This is a genomic window from Dyadobacter sp. Leaf189 (genome assembly GCF_001424405.1).
Taxonomy (GTDB): domain Bacteria; phylum Bacteroidota; class Bacteroidia; order Cytophagales; family Spirosomataceae; genus Dyadobacter.
This window is the reverse complement of record NZ_LMPS01000005.1, coordinates 305,679-326,033: the sequence shown is the minus strand read 5'-3', so window position 1 is coordinate 326,033 and position 20,355 is coordinate 305,679. Positions and strand designations below refer to the sequence as shown.

The 20,355-nt window shown below is 49.0% G+C and carries 14 protein-coding genes; 1 reads left to right on the top strand and 13 read right to left on the bottom strand.

The genetic code is table 11. The annotated features are described in order from the left end of the window. Positions 1–13 precede the first annotated feature (13 nt). On the bottom strand, positions 14–445 hold the full coding sequence (locus tag ASG33_RS15750; protein WP_056287295.1) for a response regulator: 432 nt from the start codon (positions 443–445) through the stop codon (positions 14–16). 211 nt (positions 446–656) lie between these two features. On the opposite strand from ASG33_RS15750, the gene ASG33_RS15745 reads away from it, so the two are divergent. Continuing rightward, a complete protein-coding gene (locus ASG33_RS15745) occupies positions 657–3,650 on the top strand; it encodes a T9SS type A sorting domain-containing protein (protein ID WP_056287293.1) in 2,994 nt (997 codons plus the stop codon). Between the two features lie 83 nt (positions 3,651–3,733). Here the strand turns inward: ASG33_RS15745 and ASG33_RS15740 are convergent, their stop codons facing one another. The 12 genes from ASG33_RS15740 to ASG33_RS15685 all read right to left on the bottom strand — a co-directional run bounded on the left by ASG33_RS15740 (position 3,734) and on the right by ASG33_RS15685 (position 20,345). After that, complete coding sequence (locus ASG33_RS15740; RefSeq protein ID WP_056287291.1) at positions 3,734–4,111, bottom strand: hypothetical protein; 378 nt, start codon at positions 4,109–4,111, stop codon at positions 3,734–3,736. Positions 4,112–4,200: 89 nt separating this feature from the next. After that, complete coding sequence (locus ASG33_RS15735; RefSeq protein WP_056287290.1) at positions 4,201–4,503, bottom strand: putative quinol monooxygenase; 303 nt, start codon at positions 4,501–4,503, stop codon at positions 4,201–4,203. A 40-nt stretch (positions 4,504–4,543) separates the two neighbouring features. Then, a complete protein-coding gene (locus ASG33_RS15730) occupies positions 4,544–5,731 on the bottom strand; it encodes a glycosyl hydrolase family 28-related protein (protein WP_157474798.1) in 1,188 nt (395 codons plus the stop codon). A gap of 117 nt (positions 5,732–5,848) precedes the next feature. Then, positions 5,849–7,309: a RagB/SusD family nutrient uptake outer membrane protein gene (locus ASG33_RS15725; protein ID WP_056287287.1), complete on the bottom strand. Its 1,461-nt coding sequence runs from the start codon at positions 7,307–7,309 to the stop codon at positions 5,849–5,851. Between the two features lie 12 nt (positions 7,310–7,321). Further along, positions 7,322–10,414 (bottom strand): TonB-dependent receptor, encoded by a 3,093-nt coding sequence (locus ASG33_RS15720; protein ID WP_056287285.1) that lies wholly within the window; start codon positions 10,412–10,414, stop codon positions 7,322–7,324. A gap of 70 nt (positions 10,415–10,484) precedes the next feature. After that, the gene (locus ASG33_RS15715) at positions 10,485–11,981 is read right to left on the bottom strand and encodes a PQQ-dependent sugar dehydrogenase (RefSeq protein ID WP_229238670.1); all 1,497 of its coding nucleotides are present in this window, start codon (positions 11,979–11,981) and stop codon (positions 10,485–10,487) included. A 1-nt stretch (position 11,982) separates the two neighbouring features. Continuing rightward, the gene (locus tag ASG33_RS15710) at positions 11,983–13,044 is read right to left on the bottom strand and encodes a dihydrodipicolinate synthase family protein (RefSeq protein WP_056287281.1); all 1,062 of its coding nucleotides are present in this window, start codon (positions 13,042–13,044) and stop codon (positions 11,983–11,985) included. A gap of 41 nt (positions 13,045–13,085) precedes the next feature. Beyond that, positions 13,086–14,102 carry an NAD(P)-dependent oxidoreductase gene (locus tag ASG33_RS15705; RefSeq protein ID WP_056287280.1) on the bottom strand — a complete coding sequence of 339 codons (1,017 nt, stop codon included), beginning with the start codon at positions 14,100–14,102 and terminating at the stop codon, positions 13,086–13,088. A 6-nt stretch (positions 14,103–14,108) separates the two neighbouring features. Further along, positions 14,109–15,335, bottom strand: a complete 1,227-nt coding sequence (locus ASG33_RS15700; protein WP_056287277.1) for an Nramp family divalent metal transporter — start codon at positions 15,333–15,335, stop codon at positions 14,109–14,111. Positions 15,336–15,533: 198 nt separating this feature from the next. Next, positions 15,534–16,592, bottom strand: a complete 1,059-nt coding sequence (locus ASG33_RS15695) for a LacI family DNA-binding transcriptional regulator (RefSeq protein ID WP_056287275.1) — start codon at positions 16,590–16,592, stop codon at positions 15,534–15,536. A gap of 95 nt (positions 16,593–16,687) precedes the next feature. Beyond that, on the bottom strand, positions 16,688–18,853 hold the full coding sequence (locus ASG33_RS15690) for a PKD domain-containing protein (RefSeq protein ID WP_082489253.1): 2,166 nt from the start codon (positions 18,851–18,853) through the stop codon (positions 16,688–16,690). Positions 18,854–18,893: 40 nt separating this feature from the next. Continuing rightward, positions 18,894–20,345 (bottom strand): SusD/RagB family nutrient-binding outer membrane lipoprotein, encoded by a 1,452-nt coding sequence (locus ASG33_RS15685; protein ID WP_082489252.1) that lies wholly within the window; start codon positions 20,343–20,345, stop codon positions 18,894–18,896. Between the last annotated feature and the right edge of the window lie 10 nt (positions 20,346–20,355).

Sequence of the window (20,355 nt, the reverse complement as noted above, 5' to 3'; positions counted from 1 at the left end):
TACAATGTATTTCTCAGCTGTAACTGGTGCGTTCGCCTGGTAAGGTTGCTTTTTCCCAATAGTCGCAAATAGCCGCGAGCTGGTCTTTAAGGCCTTCGTAAGTTTTTGCTTTGAGATAAAATCCCTGAACCAGTGACATATACGCATCTTCCACATCGCGGGGATGCACCGCATCCGAAAGGAAAATAAATGGGATCGAACGTCTTTTAAGCGTCTCGTCGGAGTTAATGATCTCTTTCAGTTCCAGGCCCGACATCTGTGGCAAATGCAGGTCACATAATATGATAAAAGGCCTTTCTGTTGCAGCGCGCAGGTAGTCGATCAGCGCCTGGCCATTTTCAAAATTAATTACCTGACTGGTACATCCATTGTCTTTCAGTGCATCTGCCACCAGGTACCGGTCGTCATCATCGCCCCCAACGTACAGAATAGGTCCGTTTTGCATATTTTATCAATTTTAATTTACAAAATAAAAAATCGCGCCAAGGAACAATGTTGAAGCTCCTTGCTGTCATTTTCCGGCGGCTTTCCAACAGCTACTTTGTCATTAGGTTGCGCTGAGGAAACCGGCGGCACGTGCGCTGATCAAATAGTTCTGACTTATATGAAGATTGTTTTGTATTTTTCTAAAATAAAATTTATACTCAACTGTTTTCATGAAAAAACTCTACTGCTTCATTGCATTTTTGCTCCCTTTCGCGTCTTTCGCACAGTGCCCCAACGAAGTGAATTTTCAGGACCAGGCTTCGGTTAACGACTTCCCCACCAACTATCCCGGATGTACCGCAATACCGAACTATGTCATCATCGGAGGAGGGTTTGGATCACCCATTACAGACCTTACTCCATTAAGCGGCATTACCTCCATTGGGACGGCGCTCGTCATCAGCTACAACCAGGAGCTGACTACGCTGGCCGGGTTACAAAATCTTGTGAGCGTGGGAACGGATGTTCAGATTTACGACAATTTAAAATTAAGCGAAGTAGCTGCCCTCACTGGCATCACGGCTATTCCCGGTGAGTATCTGGTGCAGAACAATGCCTCGCTGACAACCCTGGCCGGACTGGGGAACGTGCAGACGGTAGGCGGCATCACGACCATTGATAATAACCCTGCACTGACTACGCTGGGAACGATGGCGCTCACCAGCACAAATGAAAAAATTCTTATCCAAAACAACCCCGCACTGACGAACCTGCTTGGCCTGACCAACCTCACCAGCGTGGGCGGGCATCTCGTCATCATGAATAACAAATTGCTGACATCGATCGGGGGACTAACAGCGCTTACGAGCATTGCCGGCGATCTCTATATTGAGGAGGATTCCTCGCTGACGAGTTTGGCAGGCCTGGAAAATCTCACGTCCATCGGCGGAACGCTTCAAGTGAGCGACAATGACCTGCTGGCCAGCATTCAGGCACTTTCGGGCATTACTTTCGTTCCTGGTGAATTGAACATCTATGCCAATCCGTCCCTGACTACGCTTGCCGGTTTGGATGCATTAACAAGTGTCGGTGCGGATTTGGATCTGGATGATCTCTCGGCACTGACCACGTTAAGTAACCTTTCTTCATTGACCAGCGCAGGCAACATTTACATTAACGGCCTCCCGCTGATTACGAATCTGCAGGGATTGGAAAACCTCACGACAGTAGGCGATGAACTTGAACTTTCAAACAACGATCTGCTGGCAAGCATTCAGGAACTATCCAATCTCACCTCGGTGAATTCCATTGATATTGATGATAACCCGGTGCTCACATCACTTACCGGTATCGGACAAATCACGGTGTACAATGGGGACCTTAATATTGAAGACAATGATTTGTTGGCTGACGTCTTGGCACTATCAGGTGTTACCCAGGTCGTTGGCACACTTAATATCGAGGAAAACCCATTATTGACAGACCTGAACGGGCTTGGTCAGATCACTTCCGTTGGCGAACTTACCATTGATGGAAACGATGCATTAACCTCGCTTAACGGTTTGACGCTTACGTCTGCTCCGTATGTCCGAATCAGTTACAACAATCTGCTGGTCAATTTGACCGGATTGGGTACCATTACGGATGTGACTGACCTGAATATCCTGGGAAATGAATCGTTGGTAGATCTGTCAGGCTTGACATTATCTTCAACAATGAGCTACATCGACATTGAAAACAACCCTAATCTGACCACACTGCAAGGGTTAGAAGCAGTTACAGTTGTTGATAACCTGCTGATCCTCGGCAATAAAAAGCTGACTAGTCTGCAAGGGCTCGATAACGTCACTGAAATACCTTTAGGATTCGCACTCGCGGACAACAGGGATTTAACGGATATCACCAGCCTGTCAAAACTTACCACAGCCGGCGTATTATTCATTGTATCAGACAGCTCTTTGGTTGACTTGCAAGGTCTTGAAGGTTTGCAGACGATTGCAGGGCAGCTTGCAATTTTGAATAATCCGGCACTGACCAGTCTGAGAGGTTTGAATGGACTTACCCAAATTGGCGGGTTAGGTGATGTGAGCTTACTGCTAGCTAATAACAGCGGGCTGACCAATATCGACGATCTTTCGGCATTGACCAGAATTGACGGCGGGTTGGTCATTTTCGGCGATAGTGCATTGACGAGCGTACAGGGCCTGAGCAATCTGGAAGCTATCGGGCCTTATGGTACTTTGTCAATTGTAGGCAATCCCGCCTTGACCAGCCTGTCGGGCATCGGGATATTTGAGAGCGTCAGTGATATGGAAATTATCCTGAACGACGCCTTAACGAATCTTGCTGGTCTTGAAAGTTTAGGTACGGTAATCAACAACCTTACTATAGCAGGAAACAAGGCGCTTACCTCTCTTACCGGATTGAGCAGTTTGACCCAAATAGGCGGTTATTTCACGCTGGATTCCAATGTGGTACTTACCAGCGTCAGTGGTTTAAGCGCACTGACCTCCATTGGCAACACTCTTGAAGTCAGAGACAACACCGAGCTGAGTACCTGCGCGGTAATGGGGATATGCGCCTATCTGGAAAATAATGCGCCGGGTTCGGCAGTGTTTTCGGGTAATGCCACCGGCTGTAATTCAGAAGATGAAGTGAAAATTGCCTGCGCAAGTCTGCCCGTTACATTGGTTGACTTCTCGGCCGTGAAGCAGGAAACTTCGGTGCAGCTGCGCTGGTCTACAAGCAGCGAGATCAACAGCGGCCGGTTCGATATTCAGCACAGCGACAATTCAGGTCAGTCGTGGGAAACGATCGGCGAGGTACAGGCGAGCAAGGAGAGTTTTGAGGTTAAAAAATATGATTTCATACATCTTAACCCTTCCAGAGGCGAAAATCTGTACCGCTTGAAAATGATCGATCTGGACGATAGTTTTGCATTCAGCAGCATTCGTACCGTGAATATGGGCGGACTGAAAGAATTTCTGGTTTATCCAAACCCGGTAGCTGACCAGCTGACCGTTGAGGTGGAGAAAACAGTTACTTCCGGCAAGGTGCAGGTTTACAATGCAGCAGGCAAAATGGTCCTCTCAAGAAACATGACTTTTTCCGAAGAACCCTCTACACTGGAAATTGAGACGCTACCTGCGGGAATTTACACGATCCGGATGCTGAGTGGGCAAGGTAAGAACGAGGTGAAGAAATTCATCAAACTCGCGCGTTAAGGCAAGTACAACAGTTGCGGCACGACTTCGGCCAAATCAATAAAAAAGGTTATTCGCTTTGAATAACCTTTTTTATTTCAAAATCAAAGCTCCGTTTTGCCACTGATTTTCTCAATATGGCATTGATCGGCTTTGATGACGTAATCTTCACTGACAACCACCTGACCGGCCCGCGTTCCGATGAACCGGAAGTTGTCCACGCCACCACTCAGTTTTGGTTGGTAGCTGTCGTCCAGAACAATGTAATGATTACCCCCCAGCCCCCAGCGCTGGGAATAGCGGATTGTATCAGAATTAGATAACCTGACGGTGTAGGCAGTTGTCAGCGAGTCGCCAGGCACCAGCAGCGTTACAGATCTGAATTCTTCGGTGCACATCACAGCCGGCTCGTTTTTGGAGCAACCGTGTAGCGAAGCAGCAATACAAAAGGTCAATTCGAATGCAAGTAATCTGGCTGTCATGTTGCTCTTCCAGGTTAAGTGAGTATGGTAACTGCAGGAAAGACAAAAACTACATGCTATGAGTTGGAAGCGCTGCTGAATTAAGCCAATTACACGCCTGTTCCACCCAGGATTTCCAGCTCCTGTCCTCTGCTTGGCGACCCGTCCAGGATTGGCATTGCCCTCGATATCAGCGCTCTTACATTATCATGTTTGAGGGAATCGTCATGATCTTCCTTACTGTCCCAGATCTCGGTGACATAGACCGAGTTCAGTTCGGCTGCATCTTTTCCGATTACGTAGAGCTTACATCCTCTTGCATCAGAGACCAGTTGAGCTGCCTCTAACAAAATGCCCGCAAGCTCATCTGCGTGCCCTGGCTTTGCAGTTAATTTTCCGTGTAACAGATACATGAATAATCGTTTTAAAAGTTGATTTTACACTACCGGTAATTTACAAATCCGATCGCTCCACTTCAATACCGGAAATAGAAATATTGCCTAAACCCGCCTGCGATGCGCTCAGGAACATTTCGCCGCGAAAACCGGTATGGGTAATCTTCACGTCCCTGATTTCCAGGTTTTGCACCGACGTTTCCTTATCAAAACCAAAAGTGGAGTTCGAATACCGCTTTTCAATACGCTTTACATTGCTGATCGTCAGCTTGTCGAAATCTGAATTCTTGAATGCCAGTACCGCATAGGTCTGGGGTAAGTTGCGTTGGCTCGCGCGACTGTACACATTGGTACCTTCTACATTCGAGATCTTCACATTTGAAAAACTTCCTTTTTTATCAAACAAACTGTAAAACAGCACAGACGCCATGGCGGTATTTCCCTTTACATTTTCAATGACGACATTGGATACGCGCGTGTTTTCAAATGTATAAAATGCGACACCTTTCAAAGACGGAATAGAATCGTAGATCATCTCCGGAAAGATATTCCTGACCGTTACATTGCTGTAATCCCGCGCCGGGAAAGGCGACATCTTACCCTGAAAGCTGGCGCCGCCAGAAGCGAATGCAATCAGGTCGTCATTGGTGAATCCTGAGATATTTTCGATCAGTACATTGTTGCCTCCGCCGGTCACGCCGTCGCCATTGTGGGTCAATGCACTGGTATGTTTACTGTCCCGGAAAGGATTTTGTTGGAAGCGCACATCGTGTACATGCACATCGTCGCATTCCATATAAGCAATGCCCCAGCTGCGCGTGCTATCGATCTGCATGCTGCCCACTTCCAGGTTTTTGACCTTGTAAAAAAACATTCCGAAACAGAAATCAGAGTTTTCGACCTTGTCCCGGATCGTGCGTGTTTGCGTAAATGCATTTCCATTCCATTTGCCGCCCAGTACTTTGATATTCTCGTTTCCGTTCACAATATCCCTGTTTCGCAGCAGGTACTGATTGCAGGATTTTTTCAGTTCGATATACGCTTTCTGATCCGCTACCAATGTGAAGTTGGAGGGAATCAGCAGCGGCGCAGAAATAAGGTAATGCCCTGCGGGGATCTCATAGCGGTTTGTGCCGTTTTTAGCTGCTTTGTCAATGCCATTTTGCAGCATTTTGGTCATATCCTTTTGCCCGAAAACACATTGAACAAGAAGTAAGCTGAGTGCGATAGTGAATGAATATTTCAATTGCAGAGAATTTAGATGAAGCCAGCCGGTTTCCCGGATTTTGCTTAAACATGAAGTTTATTTAATAAAAAAGCGGCCTGACGTTTTTGAGGCGCAGGCCGCTTGGGTTCACAGCTACTAGTATCCGTTATTTTGTTTTAAACCCGACGACAAATCGATCTGCGCCTGCGGGATCGGATATACGCTCATATAGGCTTGCGGGGCGAGATTCACCACAACCGGACTTTTGGAAGCATAGTTGTACAGCCTTTCTTCCTGCTTCATCACCGTGGTGAATTTGCCGGTGCGTACCAGGTCAAACCAGCGCTCGTGCTCGTAAGCCAGTTCCAGCTGGCGTTCCAGCAGGATCAGGTCCATCAAGTCTGCTGCTTCGGTGCCTTTGTAATTGTGCGTTGCATTGCCGAATGCACGCTGGCGCACGCGGTTAAGCTGGGTCAATGCACCCGCTTTATCGCCCAGCGCATTGAGCGTTTCGGCGTAAAGAAGCACTACATCTGCAAACCGCAACACCGGAATATCGATCCCGGAAGCACCATAGGAATGCTTCACGGCATATTTGCTCACATAAGGATACCAGATCGCCGGCGCGTTGGGCTGTGCGGGCGACACCCACCATTCCTGAATCGTAGCCGCTTTGCGCTTGTCTCCTTCCTCATATTTCTTCATCAGGCTCCACGAAGGCAGCGACGTTTCGGCACCGCGGTCGGTCACGCCTACGATCCCTCCATTCGGTGCGTAGTTGGTCGATAAGCTGTGTCCGTTTGTACCGTCAATGTATTTTACCGTAAAAAGCACTTCGCTGTTGTCCTCGGTCGCAAGCTGCCAGAGCGAGGCAAAATCGTTCACCAATGCATAATCAAAATCCTTGATCAGCTTCTCAAACTGCGTTTTTGCATTGGCATAATCTTTCCGGTACACATACACTTTGCCGAGCAAACCTACCGCCGCTCCCCTGCTCGCGCGCCCTGTCGCAATCGCATTTCGCAAGGGCAATTTCGCTGCAGCGTCTGTCAGATCAGCGATAATCTGTGCGTAAATTTCTTCTTCGCTCGCTTTCGGCAATGCAGCCGCTTCGGGGATCGAGATTTTCTCGGTCACCTTGGGTACTCCGCCGAAAATACGCACCAGATCAAAGTAGTACAGCGCGCGCATGAACTTGGCTTCGCCGATGTACTGGTCTTTGGCACCCGCCGCATAATTCGTAGGGTTGTCGATATTCATCAATACCGAGTTTGCGCGGAAGATCCCGTTGTAAGTCGTGTTCCAGAACGCGGCTGTCAATGCATTATCCGAGTTCAATGTCAGGAAATCGACGTCGTTGGAGCCGGCAATGGTTGTGTTGGTCGACATATACAGGTTGTCGCTCGGCACTTCCATGAGCAGGTAATCGGACGAGCGGCGGGTTTGCAGATTGTTGTAAATCCCAAGTACCGCCTGGTTGATATCGTTGGCAGTCTTGTAAAAGTTATTGGCTGTCAGTACCGATTCGGGCGTCGGGTTAAGTAGCTTGTCTTCGCAGCCGGCCAATCCCAATGCCAGCGCGGCAAAGCATTTGATGAGGTTATTTCTGATTTGCATGGTCGGTTCAGTTTAAAAATTAAAGTTGATACCCAGCGTGTACACCCGGTTGATTGGCGCTGCTCCATTGTTGAAACCCGGCTTGCTGCCCGTTCCCGCAATTTCACCATTTGTATATCCTTCGGGATTGTAGCCGTGAAATCCTTTTTTGGTGAACATGAATGGATTAGCCAGCGAAGCGTAGATCCTGAAATTGGACAGATGCGCTTTTTGTACCAGGTCGAGCGGCAGGGTATAGCCCAAATTGATGTTCCTGACAGCCAGGAAAGAGGCGTCTTCAATGTAGGCAGAGGAGGAAGACTGGTAGGTAAGCTGGCTCAGCGAGCTGCCCGGTGTGATACCATTTCCTGTCTCCGTTTGCGACCACCATTGTCTCTCCACCAGCGGCCTTCTCATAGCACCCAGCAATGCACCTTCGTAATATTCATTTTCAAAATTGTAGATCTTGGCACCTACCGAAGCTTGCATGGCAATGCTCAGGTCAAAGCTCTTCCACGCAAAATTGTTGATCAGACCGAAATAGGCTTTGGGTTGGAAATTACCGAGAATCACCTTGTCGGCCGAAGTGATCTTACCGTCGCCGTCTACATCCTGGTACTTGGGATTACCCGGCTTGGAGCCTGACAGTACTGGCGAATTGTTCACCTCTTCCTGGTTTTGCAGCACGCCAATTACCTTGTAGCCAAAGTAAGAGAACATCGGCTGGCCAAGACGCAGGATCCAGCCCATTCCGTAAGTGTCTGTTGTAATGCGTTCCTGCACGCCGCCGAGGTCTTCCACGGTATTGACATTCTTCGCCATATTGAACGAAGTTTCCCATTTGAATGCACCCGTCAGGTTTTTGGTAGTCAGTTCAATTTCAAAACCCTTGTTACGCACGGTTCCTACATTGGACAAAGAACTTGTAAAACCGGTAATGGAAGGGATGGAGACATTGTAAAGCAGACCATTGGTTTTCTTATCGTAATAATCCAGGACAAGACTAATGCGGTTTCTGAACAAACCTAACTCAAGACCCACGTCGTAGCTCGACGTTTTTTCCCAGCTCAGACTGTTGTTACCATAAGAAACCTGCGTCTGGCCTTTGGTAAGGGTGTTATTTGGCGCATAATACACGTCGCCGATCTGCCCGAGGTATTCAAAATCACCGATGTTGAAGTTACCCGTCGCGCCGTAGCTGGCACGCAGTTTCAGTTCACTGACAGCCGAAATACGCTTCATAAATTCCTCCTGCGACACGCGCCACGCTACCGAAGCAGATGGGAAATAGCCCCATTTGTTATCCGGTCCGAAACGCGAGCTGCCGTCTGTACGGATCGAGGCAGATAGCAGGTATTTGTCTTTGAAACCATAATTCACGCGGCTGAAATACGAGATCAGGCCCCACTGCGACCGTGTGGAATTCGTCGCGGAAGGATTGATGATCGCATTATTGAGCGTGCGGATAATGTCGTTATTAAACGATCCGTTCACCGCCGCCATATTTGACGCATTCGAGTTGAATTTCTGGTAAGATGCACCCGCGATTGCGCTTAATGTGTGCACATCCTTGAAAGTAGCGCTGTAACTCAACACGTTTTCGTTCGCGATGCTATAACTGTTGCTCTGCGCCAGCGAACCCGAGTTAAGGTTGGTGCTTTGCGCCCAGGAAGCCTGGAAACGGTCTGTCTGGTTGGAAGCCAGGTTGGTACTGATCGACGAGCGTAATGAGAGTCCTTTCGCCAGGTTCAGGTTCAAGAACGCTTCTCCCAGGTTATTGACCGTGGTTCCGTAGTAATGCGAACCTTCCAGTGTCGCCATCGGATTGGCCTGTCCGCTTACCACTGCGCCCCAGTAAGAGCGGGAATTGGGATAAGTACCGTCCGGATTCTGGACCGCTACAAAGCTTGGAAACTTGATATAGTTATTAATGTCGGTCGAAGCAAATCGACGCTTGGAATACGAAGGGTTCAGCATAAAGCCCAGGCTCACCACCGAGTTGACGGTCACATCCACATTGGCGCGCACGCCGTAGTTTTTGTACCAGGTGTTTTTCAAAGTTCCCTGTTCATCTTTCAGCGTACCCGACACATAGTAACGCACATGGTCCGTTCCACCACCTACCGACAGGTTGTAGTTCTGTACCATGGCGCTGCCAAGTACCTCATCTTCCCAAACCACATTGTTTCCGTTTTTCAAAACATCACTCACCTGGTATGCATTGGGCCTGCGCGGGTCGTTCCAAACGGGCAAAGTAGGATCTCCGCCTATCCAGGTGTATTCCCTGTTTTGGTAGCGTACCGCATAATCGTAGTACTCCTGCCCTACCAGCCAGTCGCCATGCTTTTTCGGACTCGCGACACCTGCGTATGCATTGAAATTGAATTTCGCTTTACCTGATTTTCCTTTTTTGGTCGTGACAATAATCACCCCGCCTGCACCGCGTGATCCGTAAATCGCCGCCGCCGAGGCATCTTTCAACACTTCAATGGACTCGATATCATTGGTACTGATGCTCCCCAGACTACCGCCCGGAAATCCGTCGATCACCACCAACGGATCGTTACCTGCGTCAATGGAGCTTGCTCCGCGGATCCTGATCAATGGCGCGCTGCCCGGCGAAGTATTTGTTTGTGAAACATTTACACCCGCAAGTCGCCCTGCCAGCACGGATTCAGGCCTGCCCACGGGGATCTGGTCGAGCACGGTGTTTTCTACTTTGGATACTGCTGCCGTGACAGAGCTCTTCTTTACAGCTCCGTAACCCACTACCACGAGTTCATCCAAAACCGTATTGTTCTGGCGCATTGTCACATTGATAACCGATTTGCTTCCTACCGGCACTTCGTTTTTCTCATAGCCAATAAACGAGAATGTGAGCACATCGCCCGCGCCTGCCTGTATCCGGTACTTACCATCCGCATCGGTGGTAACCCCTTTGCTTGTGCCTTTGATCACAACGCTCACACCGGGCAGCGATACATTGCCGACACTATCGACAACAATACCGGAAACCTCTCCGGCATTTTGCGCATAGCCGGTGACGCTCAGGAGCATCGCCAGCAAAAAGACAGGCAATTTCAATTGCGGCAATGTCCATTTTTTGTAGAATTTCAATCTGTTCATACGGAATTGGGTTTATTGGTTATGTAGAAAACACCGTCCCGTGCACGTGCCCGGGATACTTGAAAAAAATTTACCGGGACCTCACGGTCTTGACTTCACTCCCGGAAACTGCACTAAGCTGGTTGCCAAAGCTTTGTCGTACATAGGTTGCAATACCTGCAAGCGCATCATCGGTCAAAAATGACATAGCGGGCATGTGCTGGTCGTAAGATTTCCCATTCACTTCTATTTTGCCCGAAAGTCCGTTGAGCATGATATGGATAAGCTGCTCCTTATCCTTAACCTGCCCGGTTCCTTTTAGCGGAGGAAATACCTCGGCTACTCCTTCCCCATTTTGTTTGTGGCAAGAGGCGCAATACTGATTATACAGCCGCTGTCCCTGGGGTACCTCGGGCAATGCGGCTGTTTGCGGTGCAGGATCTCCCTTCATGCCGGGCGTGATCCGCAGGATCTGATCGTCTGCAGGCTTGGGAAATCCCGTTGCCGGGTTCCAGTCGCGATTGCTTGTGGAAACATAGATACTGCCATCGGGAGCTACACAAATGTCCCGCAGCCTGCCATACTGTGCGTCCAGTACAATGGTTTCCGATTCGATCTTTTTACCCGTTTTATCCAGTTTGAGAATGCGCAGATCGCTTTCTTTTAAGGTTGTAAGCAAAATGGCATTCTTCCATTCCGGGAACAGGCTTTTATTGTAAAAAGCAATTCCTGCCGGTGCAATCGTCGGTGTCCAGGCTTTTACAGGTTCAGTGACTTTAACCGAATCACAAAACTGCTTCTCGGCAGGCTGATCACAGAAACCTTCTACTTTGGGCCAGCCATAATTGCCGCCTTTCTGAATGATATTCAGCTCGTCTTCCAGCGCGTCGCCGTGTTCTGAGGCGTACAGCATTCCGTTTACCCCGTAAACCAGCCCCTGGATATTGCGGTGTCCCCACGACCATACCAGGCTTCCTTTGATGGGATTATCTGCTGGTGCAGTACCGTCGATGTTCATGCGCAAAACCTTCCCATTCAGCGACTTTGTGTTCTGTGCATTGGTGATCGTGATCGCATCCCCGGTCGCAAACATCAGTTTTCCATCGGGTGCAAAAACAATTCTGGATCCATTGTGGCCGGTATGCGCCGGAATTTCAAGCAGCGTTTTCGGATCGGTTAGCTTATTGTTTTTATAGGTAAACCGGACCAGCTTCGTTGTAATCAGCGAATCCTTTTTACACATATAATCAACGAACACAAACGGTTTGTGCTTGAAATCGGGGTGGATCGCCATTCCGAGCAATCCCAGCGAGCGATACCGGTACACTTCATCAATTTTCAAAAGCAGCGTTTTCGCACCTGTTTTCGGATCCACTTTGCTGATTGTGCCGCTTTGTTCCGTCAGCCAAAGCTGATCGTCAGGTCCCCAGCTCATTTCCCAGGGCACATTCAAACCGGAAGCTACGGTAGTAACCTTCAATGGAGTATCGACAAATGCATCCCGCTGCTGCGGTACGTTTTGACTGTCCCTGAAATGCCACATGCCCGCCAGGATCAATCCTGCTGCTAACCGATACACCAATGTCATACTAGATCAGATTGACTTCCTTCTCCAAAAATGCACTTACAAATTCATCGTCCACCAAATGCGGATAAGCCTCGGTAACCCTTGTAATTTCCTCGGCCTGACCTGGTGAAAGGTCTTCTTTGGGGTTCAATGTCCATATTCCTTCCATTAGCCCCTGCCTTCTGAGCACTTCGTGAACACCGGTAATGCAGCCGTGAAAGTTGTGCGCCGGGTCGAAAATTGCGGCATTCATATCGGTCACCTCCACATTGGCACTGAGCAGTTTTTCAATATCTTCTTTGGTACCGTTTATGGCTGTTTTAATATCTGCCAATAACTGCACTGATCTTTCTGTCCAAACAGCATAATGGCCGAGCAAACCACCTACAAACCGTTTTTCTACCTTCTCTCCATTCACATCAAACACAAACGGCGTCAGCAGGTCGGCCACGATATTATCGTCATTTCCGGTATACAATGCAATCTCATCTTTCCTCGAAGAGCAGGCGACCGCGCGTACCACGTCCAGTGTCTGGTACCGGTTAAATGCAGCTACTTTGATCGCAGTCACATTCGGTATCTCCGCAAATTTCTGCCAGAATTCGTAGCTGAAAACCCGGCCTCCGACTGCTACCTGCAGGTAAAACCCGAACACCGGAATCTTCTCAGCCACCTTTTTTACATGTGCAATAATTTCATCCTCAGGCTCTGTCCGGAATGCGGCCATGCTCACGAGTCCGAGATCGTAGCCGTATTGAATGGCGATGTCCGCTTCTTTGAGCGCCTGCTCCGTTTTACCACAAATCCCTGCCACTTTGATAAATGGTCTGTCCAGCGCTGCCTTGTCGATTTCTTCCGCCGTCATCGCAAGTACTTTTTCAAACAAATTGATCTCCGGATCACGGATCTCGAACTGCGTCGTGTGCACGCCGATCGCCACTCCACCCGCGCCACTGGCCATGTAATACCGCGTCAATCCGCGCTGCCTGGTCTCATCCAGTTGAAGCTCACGTGTCAATGCAAGTGGGTGTGCCGGAATAACCGTTCCTTCAAACAGCAGCTTTTTCTTCTGTTCGTTCAACATTTTGTATGCGATTTTACTGATATACCAACTCTATTTTCTTCCTAAAACTGTCCTTTTCTTTCCTGGAAATGGGTGGGCTTATTGATGGTCTTGCCACCTTCCAAAAGCCACTGCGCAGTAATGCCGATCATCTCTTTCAATGTGGTGCGCGGATAGCCGAATAAACGGAATGATTCCGCAGCGTTGCTCAGCAGTGCAGTGGACTGTTCCTCGCCCAAAAATGTCGGTTCGGTATTGAATATACGTCCGAATTCCATAGCCAGCCAGCGGAGCGAAACCGTCTCCGGTCCGGTAATGTTCAAAAGCTTCGCCGGCGCTTCACAATGCAGCAGCGAACGGATCGCCATTTCGTTGGCGTCGCCCTGCCAGATCACATTCACGTGCCCCATACTTACATCGATCGGCTTTCCATTCAGTACCGATTTGGCGATTTCAAGCAATACGCCGTACCGGAAATCAATGGCGTAGTTAAGGCGGTAGATCAAAAGCGGTGTACCGTAAACGGATGAAAAGTATTGGAATAACCGCTCGCGGCCGAGACACGACTGTCCATACTCTCCTACCGGATTTGCACGCACCTCCTCGGTAGCGCCACCCGAGTTCACCGGCGTAAACGGATATACATTGCCCGTTGAATACACCACAATGCGCGATCTGCGGAACTTCTCAGCCACACGGCCAGGCAGGTAGGTGTTCATGGCCCAGGTATAAGGCTCGTTGTTAGACGTACCAAACTTGGTACCAGCCAGATAAAGGACATTTTCGATTTCAGGGAGGTCGTGCAACTGGGTATCATCCAGGATATTGGCAGAAATGGTGTCAATACCCTCTGCATTCAGTTCTGCGGCCAGGCCGGGTTCGCTGAAACGCGATACTGCCACCACACGCTTGTCGAGACCGGCGCGTTCTATCGCCTGTTTCGCGAGCCTGCAAATGCTCGGACCGATTTTGCCTCCTGCACCCAGCACCATGATGTCGCCGTCGATGCGCTTGATATCCTCGATCAATGCCTCTGACGGGCTCAGCCATTTTTCTTCCAGTGAAGCGATGTCAATCATAAAAGGTTATTTGAAAAGCGGATTATTAAAGAATAGTTCTTTCGAATTGATGATCGCCAGTCCGAAAATCACCAGCAGGCCGATCCCTGCCACAACTTTTACCAGCGGACTATTGACCTTGTCGCCCATGATCTTGCTGTCATTGCCGACCATATAAATGGCAGTACCTATGAACGGAACCACGAAAATGGTAACGCTCTGTGCAAAAACGATGAGTTCCAGCGGCAGCTTTCCGAAGCGGATCGCAATGAATGCTCCGACGATCATGACCAATGCAACCAGGTAACGTACTGACTTTGAACTGAAATTACTTCCCAGCCCAAGTGCATCACCTAACAAAGTCCCGCCCACTGAAGCATTTCCGATCAGCGACGAAAACGCCGCACCAAACAAACCCACCAGAAATACCGTCGACGCATTTTCACCAAAAATCGGTTCCAGCGCCTTGGCCATATCCGAAGCCGAGTTCACTGCAATGCCTTTCGGGTTCAGGATCGCTGCGGCGCAGATGATCACAATGCTGCACATCACTCCCAACAGGATAATCCCGGTAGAACTATCGTTTCTGGCATTGCGCAATGCAGGATTGATACGGATTCTTTCCTGTATCAGGTACGACTGGTATAAGGCGCCCACGATGGAAAAGCAGGACGCCATAAAGGCAATGATCAAACCCTGCGAACCTTCCGGGATCACGGGTGTTGTAAAGCCTTTTACGATCTTAACAGGATCAGGATCAGCCCAGAACAGTGTCGTAATAAACGAAAAAAGCATTAAGAAGATCAGGAGGATCATGGTCCGTTCCAGAACGGAATAAAAGCTTCGGAAGAACAACAGGCCGATGCCTAATCCATTGAAGACAATGATCCAGGGTACCGGTGAAGTATCATACAGCTCGCCCAGCGCAATACCCAGTCCGATCGAATTGCCCGCCTGAAACGAAGTGGCTACCAGAAAAACACCCAGGCCCATTGCTACGGAGGCCGCATTGCCCCACTTATGCTTTACCGAAGCCAGCAAAGACTGATTGGTAGCCACCCCGATGCGGGTCGACATGGCGGTGAATACTGCCATGAACAGGATTGCCACCACGACGATCCATAAAAGGGAATAGCCGTAAACCGCGCCGAGCTTCGAAGTAATGGTCATCTTGCTCGGTCCGAAAACCAATGCGGCAGTGATCATTCCCGGGCCTAGTGATTTGAGCCACCTGAGGGTTTGTTCTTTCATCATATTGTTCGAGGCAAAAGGTGTTTTGAGAGACGTCCACAGGCTTGTTAAAAGAATTTACGGGCACGTGCCCGTAAAGATAGAAAAGAATTTAATAATTCTAATTTCAGAGGATTTATATCCAGAAAATTCTGCAAGTTTTTTTGATCGGCCTATGTTCTAGCGCGAAGAGACCGTATTGCATTATGTAGTACTGAAAGGCTAATTCTGGTAAAACTCGTAGTTTTCCTTGGTAACGATGTCAATGGGCATATAGCTCAGCTTGCTCACAGGCGCATTGACAACCAGTTTCTGATAAAGGGCCATAATACCCCGATACCCCTGCTCTTCGGGGCGGTGGCAGATCAGGAAATCGATGACATTGTTTTCAAGATAGGATACATTTTCCGTCACAAAATCAAAGCCGATCAGCGATACATGCGTGCGGTGACTGTTTTTCAGGAAAGAAGCGACCGTATGCACGCGTGAATTGGTCACGAATGCAGCGCCTATATCTTTATTCAAATGAAAAACATAGGTAAGGTGCCTGGCGACGGACTGGTAGTCGGTTTCCCGGATATCAATCCTGACAATCTCCATAGGCTGTCCACGGTCGGCAAAGTAGCCTCTGAAACCTTCCTCTATTTTTTGGTAGTTGAAATTGTCAATCTCTTTGGAGATGTTAATGATCAGGATTTTCTTGTTGCGGTCCAGCCGGTAAGTGAGCAGCTTCGCACCAACATAGCCGCTCTTGAACAGGTGCGGGCCAATGTAGGAAAGACTGTGAAGATCGGGAATGTCCGAATCCAGAAATACGAATGGGATTTTGCGCTCGGCGCATTGTGCCGCAAACTTTTTGGTCTCTTCAATATAGGAGGGCGAGATCAACACCCCCTGAAAATCCCCGCGCAGTACCTCGGCGATCGTGCTGGAAAAAGAATCCTTGTCGTTCAGATCAAAAAAGAAGACCTGCGTGTGTACGCCATACTGCTTTATTTCTGCTTCCGCCCTTTTCACACCACGCAAAGGCGCCTCCCAGAAGTTGGTTTCCTCCGATACCTTCGGGATTACCGCAGCGATACTGATGATCTTTTTGGAAGCAAGGCGGCTTGCCAGCAGATTGGGCTGGTAATCCAGTTCCTTGATGATCTCGTTGATCCGCTTTTTGGTTTTTTCAGAAACACCGGTACGGTTGTGCAGCACACGGTCCACGGTTGCGGTGGATACATTAGCACGTCTGGCAATTTCTTTTACTCCCTGCGAGGTACTCTCCTTTTTCATCTGGCGCTTGGTTTCGGTGCCTTGCGTCTTTTTGATTTAAGACTTCAGGGTAAATATAGCCTACCCGCCAATACCTCCAAAACTTTCGGGTTTGCTTACTGCTCTACTTTCCTGAAAATAATAGCGTCGACCAGCACCTGTCCTTCGGAACCTTCGCTCAATATCTCGACATAACCATCCATTCCCTCCCAGAACTCAAACTTTCCAAGCGAAAGCGATTCAGTTGACTTTACCCGGATATTTTCTGTCCCCTTTTTAGAATGGATCTTTACTGTGAATGCAGGAACTGCATTCAATCTGCTGTCGACCGAATATTTCTTGTCCCCGACAGTCGCCCTGCGCTGCGGATCAAAAGGGGTTTGCTCCGTGAAAAGCACCTCATAAGTACCCGCCGCTAGATCGGGGCGAAACCTGACAAATTCACCCGGTGTGGCGCGGCCTCCGTTTGTTAAATACAGATCGCGAAAACCTTTTTCTTTCCAGCGTTTAAATTCCGGCCCGATCCAGAAATAAGGCGTGGCGTAAAAACGGTTTTCACGCACATCGGCATTGTCCACGATCTCCTGTTTCAAATTACCCATTTCGTTGTGTGCAGGCGGGTAAGTCGGGATAGTGAGTGATACCTGAAAATATTGAACTGCATTTAAAGTGCCCGGAATTTCAACACGGACTTTCGCCGCATAAACGCCCGCTTTCAGTCCGGTTGCATTGACAGCAACCCGAATTTTTTGTTCATTCCCCTGCCCTTCCAGCTTTAAATCCAGCCAGTTTTTCCCTTGCAGATATTCGATTTTCGGTGCATTAACTTTTCCTAAAACCCCATTTCCATTATTAATCAAATTCACAATTTTCGCATTGGGCTGCGGCCGTGTGGCGCGGGCTAAAAAGTGAACCGTATTCGGGACAAACTTTCTTTCAAATGCATACACATCCATGACGTGTGCCGGACGAATGCGGAATGAAGTTTCTTCTTCACAAGCCAATGCAACCGCCGGAGATTTTAATGCATTACCATTAATTGTAATATGTTGGGTAAAAGCGCTTTTTGAAATACCATCATCAACCAACAATGTCACCGGATAAATGCCGGGTTTGGTAAAAACGTGTTTTGGATTTTTCTCAATGGAAATACTGCCGTCGCCAAATGTCCAGTAGTAAGACAATTCCTTACCTGCATTCTTGTATTCATTCCTTGATTTCTCACCTATAAATGAAATAGCGTCGCCCGTTTTGCCCGGACGAAATGCATTCACTATCGCCTTGGTTTCGCCCGACCGCTCACGGTTATCTTCGAAAGTCTGCCAGAACAAGATCCACGGATCGAGCAGGATTTCCGCTGCTTCTTCCTTTGCTTTTACCCGGAATACAAAATGCGAATGGTTGTGCGCGCCGACATGTACGCCCGATCCGTCGGAGTACAATGCGCCCGCAGGGATCGGCGTATGCTCGGGTACGCGCAAGTTGAGCATGTGGTGGTTTTGAATGCTCCATACATCGCCGTTTTCCCAGGTATGAATGCCCCGCCAGCGATTGTTGTTGTCGCCTTTCTCCAGACTGAATACAAAATAATGGTCGTCGATCGGGAAAGGCGTGAAATGCGGCGTCCCGGCGAGCTTGTTCAGATCTAGTCCGCCATGGAGCTCAAATCCGTTGTATGCGCCCATCCAGCAATCGTCGGCATTATAACTGTCCGAAATGCGGATGAGATTTTCTGTCATGGGGAACATCGGATAAAGCCTGGACGGCGCAATGCGCTTGGTCATATCAGCCACGGCAAAACGAGCGTGCTTTTTCGGAACCGACTCACTGCTTTTTCCGCCGTGTTCGTCCTTGATGATCTGCCCGATGGTGTTCACGCCGTCAAACCAGATCCGCATTCCGTTGATGACGTAAGGCTCATAAAAGCTCTCCTGCGAACCCACGTAACGTTCCATTTCTATCAAATGCCCGTCTATCAGCACCTGGCAGGTGAAATGATAAAGCGTTGCACCCCCGGGCTGGTCTGCGCGGAGTTTGCCCAGGTTCGTAATAATGATATCGGAAGAAATTTCTTTCAGTACCATCGTTCGCACCTCACCATTCTGGAGCACAAACTTCAATGTATCTTCCCTGTTCATTTCCACGGGCGTCAGCGTGGCTTTTGCCTTGCGGTGAATGGTTTCGCTGAATGCAGGAATCCCGAAAAGCATAAGCAAAACAATGGGTATCCACGAAATGCGACGCGTTGAAACAGAAAAATTTAATATTGGTTTGTGCTCCATTTTTGATGCTGATTCTATCAAACTGATTTTACTGAAATGCTTATTTATTCACCTGCGTGGGTTCAAACAGATCGGGCAGCGGGCTGGGGGCATTCGCATTGGAGTTGATCTCATTTTGTCCGTAAAAAAACCTCTCGGGCAGGCGGTTTCCGGCTGATGGTGTCAGCTTGATACCGATCCCTTCTTTCCTTGTGCGCCTCACATCATTGAAACCGATCAGCCGCACATAAAAAGTGACATACCTTTCTTCCAGGATTTCTTCCAGAAGCGCCCGCGCTTTGTCCCATTGACCCGGATTGGCCATTCCTCCCGGAACGAAATCGGCCTCTGTGTAGGCCTGGTATTTCAATGCATACCGCGAGCGGTAAGTAGGGTCGATATACCCGCCCGAATTCATGAAGCTGCGGAAGCTGTTCAGGTGTCCCAATGCCGCATTGAAATCCGGTTTGCGGGCTGCCGCCTCAGCCAGGGTCAGCAGATTTTCCTCATAGGTAACCATCGGCGAAGACGCATTCATCGCGATTGCCCCATTCAAAGAGTCGCCACGTGCCACGGAAAGATAATTTGGCTCAATTTCCCCCGTAATTCCTTTAGTACCCAGGTTGATATAGTAAAAGTTGAACCGCGCCGTTTCATCCGTTTTGGCATTACCCCGGTAGGTTTTCGAAGCAGGATCCAGAATGGTCGTCAGGTAGGCATTTCGCGCACTCACATCGCCCGCCCGTTCTTCCACATTGTGCAGATAATACCGGTTGCGCGTGCCCGCGGTGGCCGTGTGCGGACTGAGCAATGAGCCTGCCGGAGCAGCAATTCCTTTCAACGCTTCACTGTAAGCTTTGTCGTATTCACGCGTTTCCAGGTACATTCTCGCTTTCAGCGTATGCGCCACGCCCAGCCATTTGGCCGCGTCCCCATCGAAAAAAATGTCCGATTTGCTTCTCACAGCACCTTTCCCCGATTCGAGCGCCGCAATGCCCTCGTCCAGCAGCAATTGTACGCCCGCGTAAACGCTTGTCTGCGGGTCAAATACAGGATTGGGAAACCGTTGCGGGTCGCCGAACTGCGAGAACGGAACATCCCCGTAAAGTGCCGCCGCAGAACTCATCGCGTAAGCCTGAATTACCCTCGAAATGCCGATACCCCGCTGATTTTCCGCTGCCGCATATTTTTCGATCGCTTTTTCCAGCTGGATGTAGGTTTGGTTATAAATGTAAGTCCAGGCATCGTCCGTTTCCACCGCCGTGTACTGGTAATTCTGGTAGTTCAAATACTGCCGTTGAATACCCGTCATATATCCTGACCACATATTGGCAATGATCGCAATGCGCGACCCGTTGAAGTTGACCGAAGCCACCTGTGCGCCCGTCAGCATCATATCCGCCGGCGCGTCGGTCACATTATTCGGGTCTACGTTCATGTCCTTTACAAAATTCGAACAGGACGTGGCGTAAACAAAAACAGTAGTTATGACAAACTGAAATAGTCTTTTCATGAGATAACTA